The 18,806-nt window shown below is 48.7% G+C and carries 18 protein-coding genes; 7 read left to right on the top strand and 11 right to left on the bottom strand.

Features of this window, described 5'->3' with window-relative positions:
- The first annotated feature begins 120 nt into the window (after nucleotides 1-120).
- The gene (locus JOY44_RS19255) at nucleotides 121-471 is read left to right on the top strand and encodes a DUF1815 family protein (RefSeq protein ID WP_171575186.1); all 351 of its coding nucleotides are present in this window, start codon (nucleotides 121-123) and stop codon (nucleotides 469-471) included.
- Nucleotides 472-672: 201 nt separating this feature from the next.
- Nucleotides 673-2,337, top strand: coding sequence for a CocE/NonD family hydrolase (locus tag JOY44_RS19250; RefSeq protein WP_171575185.1), 1,665 nt, complete (start codon nucleotides 673-675; stop codon nucleotides 2,335-2,337).
- Here JOY44_RS19250 and JOY44_RS19245 read toward each other — a convergent pair.
- The gene (locus JOY44_RS19245; protein ID WP_171575184.1) at nucleotides 2,334-3,260 is read right to left on the bottom strand and encodes a cation diffusion facilitator family transporter; all 927 of its coding nucleotides are present in this window, start codon (nucleotides 3,258-3,260) and stop codon (nucleotides 2,334-2,336) included. The genes JOY44_RS19250 and JOY44_RS19245 overlap by 4 nt on opposite strands.
- Before the next feature lie 194 nt (nucleotides 3,261-3,454).
- Here JOY44_RS19245 and JOY44_RS19240 point away from each other — a divergent pair, with 194 nt between their 5' ends.
- Nucleotides 3,455-4,294, top strand: a complete 840-nt coding sequence (locus tag JOY44_RS19240) for a Cof-type HAD-IIB family hydrolase (RefSeq protein WP_171575183.1) — start codon at nucleotides 3,455-3,457, stop codon at nucleotides 4,292-4,294.
- Nucleotides 4,295-4,306: 12 nt separating this feature from the next.
- Here JOY44_RS19240 and cysW read toward each other — a convergent pair whose 3' ends face one another.
- From cysW to JOY44_RS19215, 5 genes are all read right to left on the bottom strand, one after another.
- Complete coding sequence (cysW, locus tag JOY44_RS19235) at nucleotides 4,307-5,191, bottom strand: sulfate ABC transporter permease subunit CysW (RefSeq protein ID WP_171575182.1); 885 nt, start codon at nucleotides 5,189-5,191, stop codon at nucleotides 4,307-4,309.
- Nucleotides 5,181-6,035 (bottom strand): sulfate ABC transporter permease subunit CysT, encoded by an 855-nt coding sequence (gene cysT / locus JOY44_RS19230; RefSeq protein ID WP_171575181.1) that lies wholly within the window; start codon nucleotides 6,033-6,035, stop codon nucleotides 5,181-5,183. The genes cysW and cysT overlap by 11 nt, the downstream gene beginning before the upstream one ends.
- 94 nt (nucleotides 6,036-6,129) lie before the next feature.
- A complete protein-coding gene (locus tag JOY44_RS19225) occupies nucleotides 6,130-6,633 on the bottom strand; it encodes a CYTH domain-containing protein (protein WP_171575180.1) in 504 nt (167 codons plus the stop codon).
- Between the two features lie 206 nt (nucleotides 6,634-6,839).
- On the bottom strand, nucleotides 6,840-7,652 hold the full coding sequence (locus JOY44_RS19220) for a DUF554 domain-containing protein (RefSeq protein ID WP_171575179.1): 813 nt from the start codon (nucleotides 7,650-7,652) through the stop codon (nucleotides 6,840-6,842).
- 41 nt (nucleotides 7,653-7,693) lie between these two features.
- Nucleotides 7,694-8,587, bottom strand: coding sequence for an SDH family Clp fold serine proteinase (locus JOY44_RS19215; protein ID WP_171575178.1), 894 nt, complete (start codon nucleotides 8,585-8,587; stop codon nucleotides 7,694-7,696).
- A 236-nt stretch (nucleotides 8,588-8,823) separates the two neighbouring features.
- Here JOY44_RS19215 and JOY44_RS19210 point away from each other — a divergent pair, with 236 nt between their 5' ends.
- The 3 genes from JOY44_RS19210 to phnE are packed head-to-tail and all read left to right on the top strand — an operon-like array spanning nucleotide 8,824 to nucleotide 11,363.
- Nucleotides 8,824-9,828, top strand: a complete 1,005-nt coding sequence (locus JOY44_RS19210) for a phosphate/phosphite/phosphonate ABC transporter substrate-binding protein (protein WP_171575177.1) — start codon at nucleotides 8,824-8,826, stop codon at nucleotides 9,826-9,828.
- Nucleotides 9,812-10,555, top strand: coding sequence for a phosphonate ABC transporter ATP-binding protein (locus JOY44_RS19205; RefSeq protein WP_171575176.1), 744 nt, complete (start codon nucleotides 9,812-9,814; stop codon nucleotides 10,553-10,555). Before JOY44_RS19210 ends, JOY44_RS19205 begins: the two co-directional genes overlap by 17 nt.
- A 4-nt stretch (nucleotides 10,556-10,559) precedes the next feature.
- Nucleotides 10,560-11,363 carry a phosphonate ABC transporter, permease protein PhnE gene (gene phnE, locus JOY44_RS19200; RefSeq protein ID WP_171575175.1) on the top strand — a complete coding sequence of 268 codons (804 nt, stop codon included), beginning with the start codon at nucleotides 10,560-10,562 and terminating at the stop codon, nucleotides 11,361-11,363.
- A 98-nt stretch (nucleotides 11,364-11,461) separates the two neighbouring features.
- On the opposite strand, the gene JOY44_RS19195 is transcribed toward phnE, so the two are convergent.
- From JOY44_RS19195 to JOY44_RS19175, 5 genes are all read right to left on the bottom strand, one after another.
- Nucleotides 11,462-13,543: an ATP-binding protein gene (locus JOY44_RS19195; RefSeq protein ID WP_171575174.1), complete on the bottom strand. Its 2,082-nt coding sequence runs from the start codon at nucleotides 13,541-13,543 to the stop codon at nucleotides 11,462-11,464.
- Between the two features lie 349 nt (nucleotides 13,544-13,892).
- Complete coding sequence (locus JOY44_RS19190) at nucleotides 13,893-15,080, bottom strand: BMP family ABC transporter substrate-binding protein (protein ID WP_171575173.1); 1,188 nt, start codon at nucleotides 15,078-15,080, stop codon at nucleotides 13,893-13,895.
- A 222-nt stretch (nucleotides 15,081-15,302) separates the two neighbouring features.
- Entirely contained in the window at nucleotides 15,303-15,983 is a 681-nt protein-coding gene (locus JOY44_RS19185; protein ID WP_171575172.1) for a cysteine hydrolase family protein, read from the bottom strand.
- 2 nt (nucleotides 15,984-15,985) lie between these two features.
- The gene (locus tag JOY44_RS19180; RefSeq protein ID WP_171575171.1) at nucleotides 15,986-17,035 is read right to left on the bottom strand and encodes a formamidase; all 1,050 of its coding nucleotides are present in this window, start codon (nucleotides 17,033-17,035) and stop codon (nucleotides 15,986-15,988) included.
- Between the two features lie 242 nt (nucleotides 17,036-17,277).
- Nucleotides 17,278-17,712, bottom strand: coding sequence for a GNAT family N-acetyltransferase (locus JOY44_RS19175; RefSeq protein WP_171575170.1), 435 nt, complete (start codon nucleotides 17,710-17,712; stop codon nucleotides 17,278-17,280).
- Nucleotides 17,713-17,860: 148 nt separating this feature from the next.
- On the opposite strand from JOY44_RS19175, the gene carB reads away from it, so the two are divergent.
- A partial coding sequence (gene carB / locus JOY44_RS19170) for a carbamoyl-phosphate synthase large subunit (RefSeq protein WP_171575169.1) occupies nucleotides 17,861-18,806 on the top strand: 946 nt, incomplete at its 3' end.

Here is an 18,806-nt window from a genome sequence, read left to right as displayed (position 1 = left end):
CCTGATGACAAAGTCAAGGAGCGGTTTGAAGTCTTGAGAGCGTGCATTATCGTTTATAGTAAATGTTTCAATTCTTGACAGAGTTTTTCGAGAATTGCATGTGGTGATTGGAGGGCAGCCGTGTTTATAAGACTTGCAGAGCAACATCGTCAATTTGTCCAAGATTTGGTCATGAATCTTCAGGCTCTTGCGATCGTGCTAGAGCGAAAGGGTTATCTAGCATCTTGCTATACCTGCGGCGGCCAAATGAATAGCGCGTCATTTATGGTGAGTCTGGCAGATAGCCATCTAATTCGTTTCTTGGTTTCTGATTACGGCATTACTTGGACTGAAATGCGCGACGATCGCGAGTTGATGAAGCTAGAAGGTGCGGAAGCAATTAGTCAACTTCAAGAATTAGCTAACCTCGTCAAATATCAACTTAAGCCTTCCCAATCTGTTCCAGCAATGGTAACTGGAAATTTAGGCTAGCTGACTGAACTAAATGCCTGAGTGCAGGTCACTAGTTTTTAAAAGCAGAAGACTCTTGTTGACAAGAATCTTCTGCTTTTGAAGTTCTCACTGCAAAGATATTAAAGACATTGATTTGACTGACGGTGCAAGCAATTTTTCCAATAGTTGTTTAATATCAGGCGATCGCGCTGTTTCTAATAAAAGCAGGTTCCTATCCTGATGGTTTTTCCTGTTTCCAAAGAAACGGTTTCAATGTGGACGCGCGATCGCGTGCGGCTCGATGCGGATGTGTATCGTCCGGTGATGAACGGTGAGTTTCCCGTGCTGTTAATGCGGCAACCCTATGGACGGGCAATCGCTTCCACCGTGGTTTATGCCCATCCCTCCTGGTATGCCGCTCAGGGATACATTGTGGTGATTCAAGATGTGCGGGGACGCGGCACCTCAGAAGGGGAATTCAAACTGTTTGCTCACGAAATTGAGGACGGTTACGACAGCGTCCAGTGGGCGGCAAACCTGACTGGCAGCACAGGCGCAGTAGGCATGTACGGCTTTTCTTATCAGGGCATGACTCAGCTCTATGCTGCTGCCGCTAAGCCCCCGGCACTCAGAACCCTGTGCCCTGCTATGCTTGCCCATGATCTATATTGCGACTGGGCCTATGAAAACGGGGCATTTTGTTTGCAGTCAAATATGGGTTGGGCACTGCAACTGGCGGCTGAAACGGCTCGGCTGAAAGGAGATGAAACTGCTTTTTATACTTTAACGACGGCAGCTAAAAATTTGACCTTTGGTGAAACGGTGCCCGCGCGATCGCGTGTTTTAAGCGAACTTGACTCCACCTCGTTTTATCATGACTGGCTAGCCCAGCCTGATCCAGGTGATTACTGGGAAACCCTTTCACCCAAAACCTACTTGAAAGATGTGGATTTGCCGATGCTACACATTGGCGGTTGGTTTGATACCTTTTTGCGCGGCACCCTCAGCCTTTACAAGGAAATGGCAAGCCGCAGCCAATATCGCCAGCAGTTGATTGTGGGTGCTTGGGCGCATTTACCCTGGAGTCGGCAGGTTGGCGCGATCAATTTTGGTGTCGAAGCCAACAATCCCTGCGATCGCCTGCAACTCCACTGGTTTGACCACTTTCTTAAAGGCAATGATCCCGGCTTACTTAATGAACCGCCGATTCAGCTATTTGAGATGGGCACGAACCAGTGGCGATCGCTTGATTCCTGGAATTTTGCTGAACCCACTGCCTTTTACCTGTCCAGCACTGGACTTGCGGGTATGAATGACCAAGACGGTCAATTAATTCAAAATCCAAAATCTAAAATCCAAAATTCCTTCGATACCCTCGTTCACGATCCTTGGCGACCTGTTCCTGCTCAAGGAGGTCATGCTGCTTTTCCGTCGGGATCGTTTGAGCGATCGGCGTTGGATTGCCGCACAGATGTTTTGACTTACACTTCCGAGCCTCTAATGGAAGCTTTGCACTTGGCGGGAGAAGTGATCCTGACGGTGTATTGTTTTGCCGATGCACCCAGCTTTGATCTGGGTGCGGTGCTGTCAACGGTGCATCCCAATGGCGCAGTTTACAATTTTACTCAGGGATATATGCAGGTTCAGCCAGCGCAAAAAACTGAGCCGCTGACCTTGGCACTTCAGCCCACCTGTATTTGCATTCAGCGAGGTTATGCAATTCGCCTTAGCCTCAGTGCTGCTTGCTTTCCGGCTTATCCAGTCAATGCTGGAACGGGCAAACCTGCTGATAAAACACGACTGATCGATCAGAAAATTATCACCCTAACGGTGATGAGTGGTGATAGTGATGGCGCTTCTCAAACAGAAAATCATTTGTCCTGCATCTGGCTACCGATTACCTAAGATCCAAGCGGGATGCCAGAATTTTTGTGAGGGATCTGCTTTGCAGAATCGCCTTCAATATGAATCACCACGTTTGTCGATCCATAATCTTGATAAATTGCTTGCTGTGCTTGGTGAATAATGGCGTTGGATAGGTGTAAATATTCGGGATGCAGAATGAGACTCATCTCTACATAAGTCCATCGACCCACCATGCCTTGTGATCGAATTCCGTAACAGTGGACAATGCCTTCTACACGGCGAATTGTTCTTATCAGAGCTTCCGGCGCGATCGCGACTTGATTAACTAACGAAGGGATTTGCCGATTCAGTATCCGCCAGCCATTGGCGATCGCAACGCCAATGATTGCGATCGCTACCACCGAGTCAAGCCAGCCCCACATCCAGCCGGAGATGACTAATTCAAGCATGACGATGATCATCACCACAGCATCTTGCAAACTGGTGCCAAAGCTAAAACTCAGGGAAGGACTTTCTAGCATTTGAGCGTGCGATCTCCCAAAAATTCCCATGCAGAAATTAATTGCAATCATCGCAACAAACAAATAAATCAACGACAGATTGATCGGTTCAACGCGAGAGATTGAACCTCCCGTAACCGCTGTGGCTACTTGCTGAACGGCGATAATCAATATTGTGCAACCTGTAAAGCCAATTAAGCTGGTGACCACTAAGGTCAAAATCGTGTCTATTTTGCGATGGCCCCAAATGTCGCGACCAGGAGCGCCAGAAAATGCTAGGGTCAACCAACTGAGCATCAAACTAAAGCTAGTTACGAGGCTATGAATGGAAGCAGCCAACAAGCTAAGCGATTGAATGGCTAACCCTATCCACACCTTCATTGCCAAAATCATCAGCGTCAGCCACAGTGCTACCAACCATCCTCGATGATCTGCCCACCGATGACTTTGTACTTCTGTCATATGCCTGACCCTATTTTCTGCTCAATCTGCCCTACTTGCCATCCAGCTTGACTGGAATGCCTTTCAATTATGGGCATCAAATTCAAAAATGCACGAAAACATTGAAGCATTTGCATTGCTTTTCTTGGAATCCAGGCTTAGCATCGGCAAGTATCTTTTGCTCATGCTCAATTACCACGCCCAACGACTATCCTATGCAATCACCCACTTCTTCCAAAGCAAACATTCAACTGCTGGTGCTTGATATTGATGGCACGATCGCCGGAATTTCCAATGAAATTCGTGAGCCGATTAAGCAAGCAGTTCAGGCAGCACAGGCAAAAGGGATACAGGTGGCGATCGCCACTGGGCGCATGTATTGCTCGGCTCTCCGCTTTCATCAAACGATCGGTGCCACCTTGCCATTGATGGCTTATCAAGGTGCTTTAATCAAAGATCCGACAACTGAACAGGTGCATCGCCACTGGACAATGTCCACCCACTTAGCTGCCGCCCTGCTGGACTATTACGAGCAGCCAGCCCTGCGGGATCAGCTTTCCGTTCATCTTTACATTGACGATCAGCTTTATGTGCGGGAACTCACGCCCGACAGCAAAGATTATGGCTATCGCACTAGCGTGATCCCGATTCCCGTGGGGGATCTGCGATCGCTGCTTGACCAAGAGCCAACGAAAGTACTGGCGCTAGGAGAAGATCCGGCGTTGATGGATCGCGTGTTGGCAGAGTTGCGCGATCGCCATCCAATAGACGAACTTTATCTAACAAAATCCGTACCCATTTTTGTTGAAGCAACCAATCCATTAGTCAACAAAGGTACAGCCGTTAAATACTTGGCAGAAGACTATTTGGGCATTCAGCCAGAAAATGTCATGGTCATTGGAGACAATTTCAATGATCTCGAAATGATTCAGTATGCAGGCATTGGGGTTGCCATGGGCAACGCACCAGCAGCAGTGAAAGCTGCTGCCGATTGGGTCACTTTAGGCGTTGAGGCGAATGGCGCGGCTGTGGCGATCGCAGAGTTTTTGCTCTAGCCCTAGTTAACCTCACACTTCATCTCGCACTTCCTTGATGCTGGTTTTACGTTCCAAAATTTCTTTCAACACCAATGTCACTAGCGCCAACATCGCCAGCAATACGGCGGCAGAAAATGCGGCTTCTGTTTGATATTGCTTATAAGCGTCTTCCACGAAAAGAGGCAAGGTTTGAGTTTTGCCAATGATATTGCCAGAAACAACTGACACCGCGCCAAACTCGCCCATTGCTCTCGCATTGGTTAGCAGTACGCCGTACAACAATCCCCAACGGATATTGGGTAAGGTGATCCGCCAAAAAGTCTGCCAGCCGTTTGCCCCTAAGGTTTTAGCCGCTTCTTCTTGTTCTGCACCCGCCTCTTCCAAGACCGGAATCACTTCACGGGCCACAAAAGGAATGGTGACAAACGCTGTTGCCAAAACCATGCCCGGTAACGCAAAGATAACTTTGAGGTCGTACTGCTGTAAAAACTCACCAAACCAGCCATTGCGACCATACAGCAAAACAATCATTAGCCCTGCCACCACCGGAGAAACAGAAAACGGTACATCCAAAATACTAATGACAAAGGCGCGTCCTCGAAACTGTTTGCGGGCAATAAGCCACGCGGCACACAGCCCAAATACAGTGTTTATAGGCACCACAATCAGGGCAATGATCAAGGTGAGGTTGACAGCATTTAAAAAATTTGCCTCAACCAAATTGGCAAAAAAGGGTGCCCAGCCTTTGGCAAACGCCTGGAAAAAAACGTTCACAGTTGGAATAAACAGCACCAGAGTCAGATAGGCGATCGCCACTGCAATCAATGCAACTTTGACCCAAGGGCGATCGCGAGGCGCAGTGGAAGACTTAATCGAGCGATATGAATCATGAGAAGAGTCTAAATTAGATGTCATAGCGGCGACCCCAAGCTTGCAACAGGTTAATCAAAAACAGCAGGATCAGCGAAATGGTCAACAATACTGCGCCAATAATGGTCGCTCCAGAGTAATCGTATTGCTCCAGCCGTTGAAAGATTAAAACCGGAGCAATTAAATCTTGAAAGGGAGTATTGGATGCCACGATCACAACTGAACCGTATTCTCCAACAGCCCGAGAAAAACCTAGCGCCACTCCCGTTAAAATGGCCGGCATCAGCGGCGGCAACACAACCCGCCAAAAGGTCTGAAAACGAGAGGCTCCCAATGACCAGGCTGCTTCTTCAACGTCTTTTTCCATTTCAGCCAATACTGGCTGAACGGTGCGAACCACAAAAGGCAGAGAGATCAGCAGCATGGCGATCGCGATGCCCAATCGAGTAAAGGCAACTTTAATGCCAAAGGGTGCCAATAAAGATCCAATCCAGCCATTGTCGCTGTATACCGTCGCCAAGGTTAAACCCGCAACCGATGTGGGCAATGCAAAAGGCAAATCTACAGCGGCATCCACCAATCGCTTTAACGGAAAGGTATATCGCGTTAACACCCACGCAATCAGCGTGCCAAAAAGGCCGTTAACGATCGCTGCTCCAAAAGCAGTCACAAAGGTCACTTCATAGGCAGATAAAGCAATTGGGCTCGTTGCGACTTGCCAAAATTTTCCTGAGCCTTCGCTGGCGGCCTTTAAGAAAAGCGCGATCGTGGGAATCGCCAGCATGAAGAACAAGTAGCCCGATGTGATTATCCACAGCCAGGGAAGGCGCTTGAAGAAAATCCAGAAGCGATGCCCCTGGAAGGTATCTGGAGTAGAAGACGCGGTCATGAGTAGTTCGAGCTGGAAGATTAAGAGCAGAAACCATCTTAATCTACTTAAGTCAGATAGGAAAACCGTATTTAACGGAATCGGAAGAATTCAGTCATTCAACGGTCGTTGGGCCATCCTCGATTGCCTGTTCAGCCCAACGACAATAAGGATGTTTTGATAGATTGGCATTGTAATACCGGCGATCATGGGAGACTTCTGCGCCAATCCAGTCTGGCAGGGCGATCGCTTGCTTTTCATCTGCAAGTTCAACCTCCGCAACGATTAAGCCCTGATTCTCTCCATCAAACTCATCGATTTCCCACACTACTCCACCCAATTCCACCCGATAGCGTGTCTTTTGAATTAGTGCAGGTTCGCATAAGGTTTGCAACAGTTCTTGAGCGTGATCGACGGGAATTGAATATTCATATTCCGCACGGGCAATTCCTGTGGTAGCACCTTTAATCGTCAGATAGGCTTGTTCGCCTGCAATTCGCACCCGCAGCGTTTTGCTTGGAGAGTTAACTAGATAGCCCTGGCAATAAAATGTTCCTGTTCCCAGCGATCTCCAGTCATCATTTTTCACCAAAAACTTACGCTCGATTTCAGTTGGCATGAGAAATAGACCCTTGCAAGCAGAACTATCTTTCTATTAATAGCCTGCTGCAGCAAAATCAAGCTTGCAGCTATAAACAACCCGCTCAACTTCGCTTTCCCATTTTCCATTCGGATAAAGCGTCACTAAACGCAAACCGGGCTGCTCTTCATCCAATGCAAAGTTAACGCTGTTCGGCTTAAATTGAATGCGGGTTGAGGGCGTGCCTAAGTAATGCACTTGATTGCGCTGATGGCTAAAGTTTTGGTGAATATGCCCAAATAAAACAAGCTTGACGTGAGAATGGCGATCGCAAGCTGATACAACACAGGTGCAATCAATAAGGCGGGTAAGAATGCTGCAATTCGAATTTTGGCAATATCCAGCAGGTTAAATCCAATTCCCACAATCATCAAGCCGCCCACGCCTGTAGTTAATAAAATAGGAGGCGCAGTGGTTGGGTCGGGAATAATTTGAGCGAGAATGCCTGCCAACAGAGACAAACTACCTTGGTAAAGCAAAATCATTAAGGCAGAGAAGCCAACACCGATACCAAAACTACTGGTAAACGCGATCGCGGTCAAGCCATCCATTGTGCTTTTGAGCAGCAAAATCCGATTGTCGCCGCTGAGTCCGTTGCTCAAGCTGCCTAAGATTGCCATTGGTCCCACACAAAACAGCAGGCTAGCAGCCACAAACCCCTCGGTAAATCTGCTGTCGCCACTGAACTGATGCTTCAGGCGATCGCCCAGTGCTGTCAGCCGCTCCTCAATTTGTGCCCATTCGCCCAGCAAGCCGCCACTCACCAGCGCAATCAGCCCCAAAACAATGCCATCCAACCATCCCGCTTGCACTTTGATCAGATTTCCTGCCATCGTGAAGCCCAAAAACGCAGTCAGCAACCCCACACCTTGAGTAATCACGCTAATCATTCTAAAAGGCAAGCGCCCACGCAGCAATGAACCAGCCGCAGTTCCCAGCGCGATCGCTAGGACGTTGATCCAAGTGCCGCTCGTCTTCGCCCAAAAATCTAGAGTCACCGATTCCGTTCCGCCACGATTCCTACAAGGTAGCCGATGCCTCACACTTTGGCATTCGACTCTGGCAACGGTCTACCCTTGGGTTCTGGCAGAGTAGGGCGCAGGGGTGCATAGGGCATGGGAATGTATTGCACCGAAGGTTTGCCGCCTTGAGACTGAGGATATAACTCCATCAAGTCATAAATGCTGCGGGGCAAGCCAGCGGAAATCGGCAAACCCAAGCTAGTGGCTTCCTCAACGGTAATCGGGTAATCGTGCGTCACTTGCCCGGTTGTTAGCGCTTCAATAATTGACTCAACTTTTTCAGGGGCAATTTTTTGCGTGGGCACGTCATCCAGCAGCAGCGTTCGCACAAATCGCTGCACCTGCTGAATTGCCTTGCGGGAAAGATCCGCCATGATCAGCATTTCGTCGCCAATTCTGTCAACGTTTTTTTGTTCTACTACTTTGAGAATGCTGGCAGCTGGAAAGTTACCTAGCTGTGGATCAACGGGACCCAGTACTGCATTCGCATCCATGATAATTTCGTCCGCCGCAAGTGCCAGCATCGTACCGCCGCTCATGGCATAGTGGGGTACAAAGACGGTGACTTTTGCAGGATGGCGAATCAACGCTCTGGCAATCTGCTCAGTTGCAAGCACCAAGCCGCCGGGGGTGTGCAAAATTAAATCGATTGGCACATCGGGTGGAGTCAGCCGAATGGCGCGAAGAATTTGCTCGGAATCCTCAATAGTGATGTAGCGGGAAAGAGGAATACCCAACAAACTGAGCGACTCTTGCCGATGAATTAACAAAATAACCCGGCTATTGCGTTGCTGTTCAAACTGTTTGAGTGCCTGCACTCGCCGCGCTCCGATTTGATACTTCTGCCAAATGGGTTGCAAAGAGGAGATGACGAGAAAGACCCAGAATAAGTCGAAAAAATTAAAATTCACTGCAACCTCACTCCTAAACTGCTGGATTATGCTTTTGCATTATTCCAAGTTGCAGAAAAAAACCTATCTACCATTTTGCAGAACCAAGGATTAGTCGTTGATTGTTCATGAAGATAATTGAAAAAACTTGCGCTACTAATTGCATCTAATTCTCAAGTAGTTATAAGATAAAAACTATGCTTTTGCGGTCGTTTTAACAACGATGCCGTAACTATTGCTTTTACTTGAGGCTTGCAATGATTTCTACTCGATGGCTTAAACTAACTACTGGTGCTGCTCTGATCAGCTTTGTTGGCTTTAATGCTGCCCTTTCTTCATTTTTATTGTTGGGTAAAAAGGCGATCGCGATTGAGCCAACTGCCCCTCAATTTCAATCCTCTAGTGCATCTAAAGTGCAACTACTGGCTCAGGCAAATGCCAAAAAAATACAAATAGTTTTTCCGGGACGGGCAGATGCCACTGATTTAAAAACCAAAATTGATGCGGTCGCTAGCTTTTTGACCCGTGAAATGGGCATGCCTGTGGAAGGAGTGATTGCGGACGATACAGCAGCCGTTGAGGCTTTGCGGGCAAACCGAGCCGATGTTGCCTTTTTAAGCAGTCGCCCTGCTTTGAAGGCGCAGCAATTAGCCAATGCCAGACTGTATTTGGCAGAAGTGCGACCGAACTATTCTGGTGGCCACACCTACCGTTCCATTTTTGTTGTGCCGAAAGATAGCGCTCTTAAATCGAGAGCTTCTAACAATCAGACCTTGGCACAACTGCGTGGCAAGAAAATTGCTTTCACATCCCCAACCTCTGGCTCTGGGTTTATTTTTCCGGTGTCTGAGATGGTGAAGCAAGGTTTGGTGCCAAACCGCGATCGCGTGGGTAGTTTCTTTAAACAGGTCACCTATGGCAATGGCTATAGTGGTGCCCTACAAGCCGTGTTACGCGGACAAGCCGATGTGGCAGCCGTATCGGAATACACTTTAAGAGCGCCCTACATTACCGAAGCAGAAGCTAAAAAGCTGAGGGTGCTAGCGTTTGTTTCTAACGTTCCTGCGCACGGCATTGCGATCGATGATGATGTGCCGACTGCAACCCGAAATAAGCTAATCAACGCCATGATGAAGCTGAATGAGCCTGCAAATAATAAACTGTTGAAAGATCTTGGCAACGCCACAAAATTGGTGCGTGTGGATCACGATCGCCACCTAAACCCCATGCGCGAGGCGCTCAAGCGTGCAGGAATCGAATAATCAATGGGCAGCCATTGACTGCCAAAGCCTTCAAACAGCGTACCTTGCAGCGTTACAGCGTCCGATTTTGAACCGAATTAATTTTACGATTCAAAATGGAGAATTTGTCACGCTGCTGGGTCTGAATGGTGCGGGAAAATCTACCCTGCTGCGATCGCTGATGGGATTGGTACCTATTCATCAGGGCAGTGTTACGATCTCTGGAATGCCCTTGTCGCCCCGCACTCTGCCCCAGATTCGGCAAAAAATGGGGATCTTGTTTCAAGGCGGCGGCTTAATTCCTCAACTTTCTGCCCTTGATAATGTCCTCTGCGGTCGATTGGGACAATTACCCAGTTGGCGCACCCTGACAGGGTTTCACCATTCCGATCGCCGCCGTGCGCTTGAGCTGCTGGATCACTTGGGACTCAAAGAGTTGGCATCTCAAAAAACGAGGTGCTTGAGTGGTGGGCAGCAACAGCGTGTCGCGATCGCCCGTGCGCTGATCCAATCGCCCAAAATCCTATTGGTAGATGAACCAATCGCCGGATTAGATGTGCTGGCAACCCAGCAAGTGATGGATACTCTGGCGCAGCTAAATCGTGACGGCATCACCATTGTGGCGGTGCTCCATGATTTGGCGATCGCTGCTAAATATGCAGAACGGGCGATCGTTTTAGATCAAGGCACCGTCGTTCACGATGGCTCTCCGCATCAGCTTTCAGCGCACTTTCAGATGCAGGCATAAAGCAATGAAGGACTTAAAATACTTTTGGCATCGCGCCGCATGGCTGAAACACCTGTTGATTGGAGCAGGGGTTGTATTGCTCTATGGCTGGGCATTACAGGGGCTTAAAATTGATCTGGAACTGCTGAAAACGAGCGTTCCCTATGTGGCTGATTTTGTCTCGCGCATGTTTCCTCCTGATTGGAGCGTGCTGGATCTGGCCGGAAAAGCGCTGGTGGAAACCGTGCAAATGTCGCTGTGGGGTACGACGATTGGAGCGATTCTGTCGGTGCCGATCGCCGTTCTTTCTGCTCGTAATTTAGCTCCCCGCTGGCTACGATTGCTTGCTAATTTGCTGCAAAATCTGGTGCGATCAGTGCCATCGATTGTGTTGGGGTTATTGTTTGTCGCTGCCACGGGTCTAGGTGCCCCCGCTGGCACATTGGCATTGAGCATTTACACAATCGGCTATCTGGCGAAGTTTTATCAAGCGGCGATCGAGTCGGTGGATGGGCGATCGCTAGAAGCCCTAGAAGTCTCTGGAGCTTCCTGGCTACAAGTCGCTCAATACGGCATCTTGCCGCAAATCTTGCCCCTCAGCTTGGGCTACACCTTCTACATGTTCGAATACAATATCCGTGCTGCTTCAGTGTTGGGCGTAGTTGGGGCGGGAGGCATTGGCTTTGAGCTGATCAGCTACATTCGCGGGTTTGAGTATCCTAAAGCCACCACCATGATGCTGGTGTTGTTAGTCGTGGTCACAGCGATCGATGCCCTTAGCAGTCACCTCCGCCGCCGTTTAGAGGCTGACAATGGGAACTTTGATTGAGGGCGCACAACGGTAAATCTTGACTTGATGGGCAACTCTGTTGGGGGCGAGATCGCGTGTGCTTTGGGAGTGATGTACCGTTTTACACTCAGGCTCAGCTACAGTCCTCCATTTAGAGGAAATACCAGCACGAATTGAGTCTGATTCGCATCGCTAAATGCTGAAATAGAGCCATTGAGTCTCTCCATCAATTTCTTGGTTAACGCTAACCCTAAACCCGTTCCTCCGTGTTTCCAGGGATCGTCGTTGGCGATGCGATAAAACTTGTCAAAAACGTGTGGAAGCTCACTCTCAGAAATTTCTACTCCAGAGTTTGTCACACTAATTTGAAGTTCAGAACTGGTTGCTTTTGCCGTCACTTGAATGGTTCCTCCTGGTGGAGTGTATTTGCAGGCATTGTTTAAAAGCTCTGTCATGACTCGTTCTAAATAGGATTGATCTGTTATTAGAGGTGGCAAATCAGGTGGAACGGTAATTTCAAAACGTTGCTGGTTTTCCAACATGCGTGCCTCAAAGGGTTCGGCAATGTATCCTAACCAAGATTGAAGCTGAATCGTAAATGGCATCAGCGGGTCAGTCTCAGAATCCAGACGGGTTAGATCTAGCAAGTCATTGATCAGGTCAATTTCTCGGTGGCATTCATCCTGCAAAATGCGAAAATATTGAGCCGCTTTGTTCTGACTAGATTTGAATTCATCCATCTGCTCCAAGCTGATTTCTAGCATTTGAATCGCCATTTTGATGTTAGACATCGGCGTTCGCAACTCGTGAGAAACCGTGCTGAGGAAATCATCTTTGAGGCAATTGAGTTTTTCTAACTCCTCAATCTGGGCTTGAGAGGCTTGATAAAGTCGTGCTTGACGAGTCGAAATCGCGCAATGACTAGCAACCTGCTGCACGAGACGCAACTCTAGTTCTGGAAAGGCATAATCTTGGTGATTCATTAACCACAGATCGCCGAGAACGCCTTGGTCATCGAAGATGGGGCAAACGAGCGTCGCACCTTGACCTGAAATTGTATCAGGCGCGATCGCACATAGTTGAAAGCACTCCCCTTGCTGTAGCTGACTGTAAACTTTAGGTCTTTCTGTCATCTGTAGAATGCGGCCGTGTCTGGAGGGAATTAGCGGCGTGTACTCATAACAAACGGTTGCTGTGCGCTGTTCCAGGTTATACAACGTTACAGAACAGTAGCTTACTCCTAACCCTTGCCCCAACTCGTTTACCACGGTCTGCAAAATTTGCGCTTCGTCTAAACTATCGCGCACCTTGTCCGTAATGCGTTTTAACAACGCTTCAAAATCCAGCGCCTGTTGAAGTTGGGCTGTGTATTGCTGTCTCACTTCCTCGGCTTGTTTGCGCTCCGTGATGTCGTGCATACTGACCACTGCGCCTAGCTTGTGTCCTTGCGAGTTGAAGATCGCCCGACCACTGGCCAACAAGCTCCGCTTTGGGCGATTTTTAGGCGCAATCACCATCTCAACGTTGCAAACTAAAGTGTCTTGTAGAGCGCGAAAGAGGGGAACCTCTTCCTTGCTCATCAGCGTGGTGCCATTGGGTAAGTAAAGGTCGTAATGAGATGCCCACTGCTCGGCTGATAAAGGAGCTTTAGAAACGGCGTGAAACTCTTGCGTAGCGCGATTAAACAGCATCAAAATCCCCTCGGCATCACAGGCAACCACTCCATCTTCAATATTCTCCAGCACAGCATTCAGAAACTCACTTTCTCTCTGAAGTGCCGCTTCTACTTGTTGGCGCTTGAGAATTTGCTGCTGAAGATCGCGGTTCGCAACTTCTAACTGGGCAGGGCTGGGTAACGCCAAGGCTTGGGGTATCAGGTAGACCAACTCTGCTGCCGTATAAAGAGAAATGATCCCGGTTCCTAACTTAATGACTCCGGTCACCCAGTAGATGGGATGCCAAAGCGTCCAGATTTCCATTAAGTGAGTGGTGCCACAGGCAATAATGAACGCGCCAAAAAGCAAAAACACCCGATTAAATGGCAAATCTTCGCGCTTGCGAACAAAGTGAAACAATAAAATTGAGATGGAAAAGTAAGCCACTGCGATCGCAGCGTCAGCCATCAGGTGCAGCCCAACCAATCCTGGTCGCCACAAGTAACAGTGCCCGTGAGGAATAAACCCGTTTGAAGACAGAAAATTCTGAATTAGATCTGGCATCACCATTTATTCTTGCTGCCCTAACTATCTGACACAACTAGAAAAGAGAGGCAAAGATTATGTGCTTTGAGGGTGACCAATTAACAACTGGAAACACCCCTCCCTTATGTGTAAGATGGGCGGTGATGATTGGCAGGTCAACCATCGGAGGGCAGAACAAGAATAGTTGGGTCGTGACAGCGGATGAAAAGTGTCACTTTATTGAACCTAAGTTCAGAACCTGAAAGGAAGGGTGGATAAGCTGAAAGGTGTTAAACCATGATGCAATTAACCTTTTCCCTGCATAGTTTAGAGAAGCTTTTTTGCGACATCCACACTCAGCACTTGATTATTGTTGACTTTCAATCATCTATTTAACCTTGCCGATCACTCCTTCCACTAACCACGCCATCGACTCAAGTTCGATCGCTCTCTGTCCCAGTTCTTTGCCAGCCGGAACGACAGTTTTGCCTGTATTGTCTTTGATTTCGCCCTTGTAAATAACTAGCGAACCGTCCTGAAGTTTGGCTTTGGCAGCATCGGCGGCTTGCTTTGCCTCAGCCGATACCGCAGGTCCATAGTCTGAGATCTTCACAAAGCCGTCTTTATAGCCACCCCGCAGCAAATGGGGAATGCCACCATTCATCAGGGTTTTACCCGCCTGGATTGATTGAATTACTTCGGTATAAACCGTTGTCCAATTCCATTCGGCTCCTGTGAGATAGCCTTTGGGCGCAAGCACACTTTGATTGGCGTGATAGCCCGAAGAGTAAACGCCACGCTTTTCTGCCGTTTCGATCACCACTTTAGGGCTGTCTACATGGCAGGTAATCACATCAACACCTTGATCGACCAGGCTATTAGTGGCTTCGGCTTCTTTTACAGGGAGCGCCCAATCTCCTGTAAACACGACTTGAGTTGTAATAGAGGGTTTAACGCTGCGCGCTCCTAACGTGAAACTGTTCACATTTCGCAGCACTTGCGAAATCGGTTTCGCTGCCACAAAGCCCAACTTGCCCAATTTGCTGGTGTAAGCAGCAACAATGCCCGCTACGTATTGAGCTTCGTCAATATAGCCAAAGTAGCTGCCGACATTTTTAGGATGCTTGCCCTCTTCATATAGTCCGCCGCAGTGAAAAAACTGCACTTCTGGAAAGTCACCTGCCACCTTAAGAATGTGCGGATCAAAGTAGCCAAAAGAAGTGGGAAACAGAACAGCGGCTTGATTTTGATCGATCATGTTCCGCATCACTTCCTGGACTTCTACCGTCTCAGGTACGCTTGCCTGATCCACAGTCGTCGCGTTGGCTAAACTTTTTAGCCCTTCTTTACCTAAGAAGTGAGCCTGGTTATAGCCATAGTCATCTTTGGGACCGACGTAGATGTAGCCTATGGTGAGGGGGCTGGCAGATGCAGCAGAGTTAGCTGGGGAGCTAGTTGGAGCAGGCGTAGGGGCGCATCCTGTCCAAAGACGAGAAGTAGCACCAAACGCACCCGTGGCTAGCAAGCCTCGAATAATTTGGCGGCGGGATGGCTGGGGCGATCGACGAGTATTCAACTGTTCTTCCTCACACTATTTAGCAACTGATAGCCATAGACTGTGTAGTCTTTTGAATGAATCAATAGAACTATTTTTGTTGCCAAAGAATTGTATGAAAGATCACATATAGAGAGGCGCAATCTTCTATGGGTATTGATCATGAGGGGCATGTACTCAAGCTGACGCAATCTCAGTGTCTATATGACTGCCCTTGTTCGCGTTAGCTTGTGTTAGTCCTACTTAGTCAAGAGCAGCAATCAAGGCTTCAGAATCAGCAACGGCACCGAATACACCGCCCTGCATTTTCACCATGCTGAGCGCAGCCAAATGGTTGCCATAGTCAGTCGCTCCAGTGCAGTCAGAGAGCAGTAAGCATTCGTAGCCGCGATCGTTAGCATCGCGCATGGTGGTATGAACGCAGACATCAGTAGTAATGCCTGCAAGCAAAATGTTTTGAATGCCTTTACGGTGCAAAATCAGGTCTAAATCGGTGGCGTAGAAGGAACCTTTACCCGGTTTATCAATAATGGCTTCACCGGGCAAGGGAGCCAATTCAGGAATGATATCCCAGCCCGGTTCGCCACGGACTAGAATTTTGCCGCAGGGTCCGGGGTCACCGATGCCTGCACCAATTTGCTGCGATCGCCAGCGCTTATTCTCCGGCAAATCCGACAGGTCGGGGCGATGTCCCTCACGGGTGTGGATGATGGTGTAGCGAAGTGGGCGCAGTACTGCCAGCAGCCGCTGGATGGGCGCGATCGGCGCTTGGGTCAACGACAGGTCGTAGCCCATTTTGTCTACATATCCACCCTTGCCGCAAAAATCGGTCTGCATATCGATGATGATCAGTGCCGTGTTTTCGGGTCGCAGATCGCCATTGAAGGGATAAGGGTAAGGTTCAGCTTGAACATAGCGACCCATATCTACAACCCTTTCGCAATCGCGGATGTTTTAGGCACAGATGTTTCGGTGGGCAACTCTTCTCCGCGATAGTGGCGTGTGGGAGGCGGAAATCCGCAAACAGTGCCATCCGTGTGAATAACTTCATCCTCCCAAGGCAACCGATAGGTTTCATTCACCAAATCTTTCATGTAGGTATAGGGACAATCCTGAGCGCCGCCCTTGACTGCAACATAGCCGCGATGCCCAAATTGATACATGTTGTTTTCCACCATCCAGTGCTTACGGGCTTCGCGCACCAAATCAGGACGCACTTCAGCGGTAATGATTTCATCTGCACGGTGGCTCCCCATTACCATTGGCGTACCATCAAAATTGACGAACATACCCTCACCCATGGAGTCAAACGTGCCGTCGCTGCCGCACATGCACACAGAGGCAGTGTAAATCAGATTACAGAACGCATTCGCCTGATTAGTGATCTGCCAGCTATGACGAATGGGAGCCGTGTAGCCAGCCGTGCGGATCATGATTTCTGCTCCTTTGTAAGCACATTCCCTCGCCATTTCAGGGAACATGCCATCGTGACAGATAATCAGGGCGATCGTGCTGCCATTTGGACCTTCACACACGGGAATGCCAAGGTTTCCAGGTTCCCACGGCTCTACAGGCACCCACGGATGCAGTTTGCGATAGTAAAGCTTGAGTTCACCATTGGCATCGATAATGATGCCGCTATTGTAGGGATTGCCATGGGGGTTGTACTCCATGATGGAAAAGCAGCCCCAGATTTGATGAGTACGGCAGGCTTGCTGAAAGGCTTGCACTTCCGGTCCATCTAGATGACACATGATTTCAGAGTTGGTGTCCATCGACAGCCCATGCAGCGAATACTCAGGAAAGACGACTAAATCCATCGTAGGCATGTTAGCCCGTGCTTTCCCCACCATCTGGCAAATCCGCTGGGTTTGGTCGGCAAGATCATTTGGCGTGGCGACGTGGGGAAGTTGTAGCTGTACTAACCCGATTACAACGCCATTGGGTGATTTGTTTAAGCCACCTAATCCACTCATAGCCAAAATCTCTTTGTTACTGCACTAGATGCTGTAACACGGCTTGCTATCCCAACTTGGTATAGTGGCTTACGAACTTGCTACTCTGCTACTCATCTAAAGTGCCGATAGAGCCGAGAAGTCCGTCGTGAGGATAGTGATTCAAGCGCCGCTCGTCCTCTAAAAATCTAGGGTCAGCGATCGCTCCTCCGTCTCTTGATACTGTACACACAATAAAATGTCTTCATCACTGCTGTGTTGAGCTAAGTTACTTCAAATTCGCTCCAGAGGTTACAAGGCTTCCAATACAAACAGTTTTCACTTACATAGCCACACTTCTCGTAGAAGCCTGTTGCAGCGTCATTTGCAATAGTGACGACGGTAATATCATCTTCCCCGCCAACCACCTTTTGGATGCGATCCAATAATTCCCTGCCGATTCCTTGTTTTGCGTAAGCTCGATCTACGCCAAGGTCTGTGACAAAAAGGAAGTAGGCAAAATCCGTAATCCCAAAGGCTATCCCAATTAGTTTCCCTCCATCATTCCTGGCTGTGATGGCAACGGATCGAGTCGTTAATAGCTTCCTAATCCTTTGCTCAAAGCGCTCCTGAGGATATTGGCTTCCCAGATCAGACCTTTTCAAGAAGTCGTAATACTCTTCAAAAGACAGTTTTTCATTCTCTCGGTATTCAATCATCTTTGTTCGCCTGACCCAGTATTTGTGATGGATAGCTAAGGAGTTTAGGAAAAAAGTCACGTCAAAAAAAGTGGAATTAGTTAAATCACTACCAATGTAGTGTGAGCTTTCCTTTACAATGTGTGGGAATTTCCTGGACTGTTTGACTATGCCCCGCCGTAATGATCTCCACAAAATTCTGCTGATTGGCTCTGGTCCGATTGTGATTGGGCAAGCCTGCGAGTTTGACTACTCTGGCACTCAAGCGTGTAAAGCGCTGCGAGATGAAGGTTATGAAGTGGTGTTGGTCAACTCCAACCCAGCAACCATCATGACTGACCCAGACACTGCAGACCGCACCTATATTGAGCCATTAACCCCAGAAATTGTTGAGAAGATTATTGAAAAGGAGCGCCCCGACGCATTATTGCCGACGATGGGCGGACAAACGGCGCTAAATTTGGCGGTGGCTTTGGCAAAGAGCGGCGCGTTAGAAAAATATAATGTGGAGCTGATTGGGGCAAAGCTACCCGCGATCGAAATGGCAGAAGACCGCAAGCTATTTAAAGAAGCCATGGCGCGGATCGCGGTGCCGGTGTGTCCATCGGGGTTAGCAACAACGTTAGAAGAGTCGCGGGAAGTGGGTCGCCAAATTGGTAGCTACCCGCTGATTATTCGTCCGGCTTTTACCATGGGCGGTACGGGGGGTGGCATTGCCTACAACCAGGAAGAATTTGAGGAGATTGCCACATCGGGCATTGATGCCAGTCCCGTATCTCAAATCTTGATTGAGAAATCCTTGCTCGGCTGGAAAGAATATGAGCTGGAGGTGATGCGGGATCTGGCGGATAACGTGGTGATTATTTGCTCGATCGAGAACTTAGACCCCATGGGCGTTCACACGGGCGACTCGATTACGGTTGCTCCGGCGCAAACGCTGACCGATAAGGAATATCAGCGGTTGCGAGATGCTTCCATCAAAATCATTCGCGAGATTGGCGTGGAGACGGGTGGTTCCAACATTCAGTTTGCGGTCAATCCCGATACAGGCGATTTCATTGTGATTGAGATGAACCCCCGTGTTTCTCGCAGTTCGGCGCTGGCATCGAAGGCAA

The organism is Leptolyngbya sp. Cla-17, from assembly GCF_016807185.1.
Lineage (GTDB): Bacteria > Cyanobacteriota > Cyanobacteriia > Leptolyngbyales > Leptolyngbyaceae > ULC077BIN1.
The sequence above is the reverse complement of the archived record's forward strand: the minus strand, read 5'-3'. Positions and strand labels throughout refer to the sequence as shown.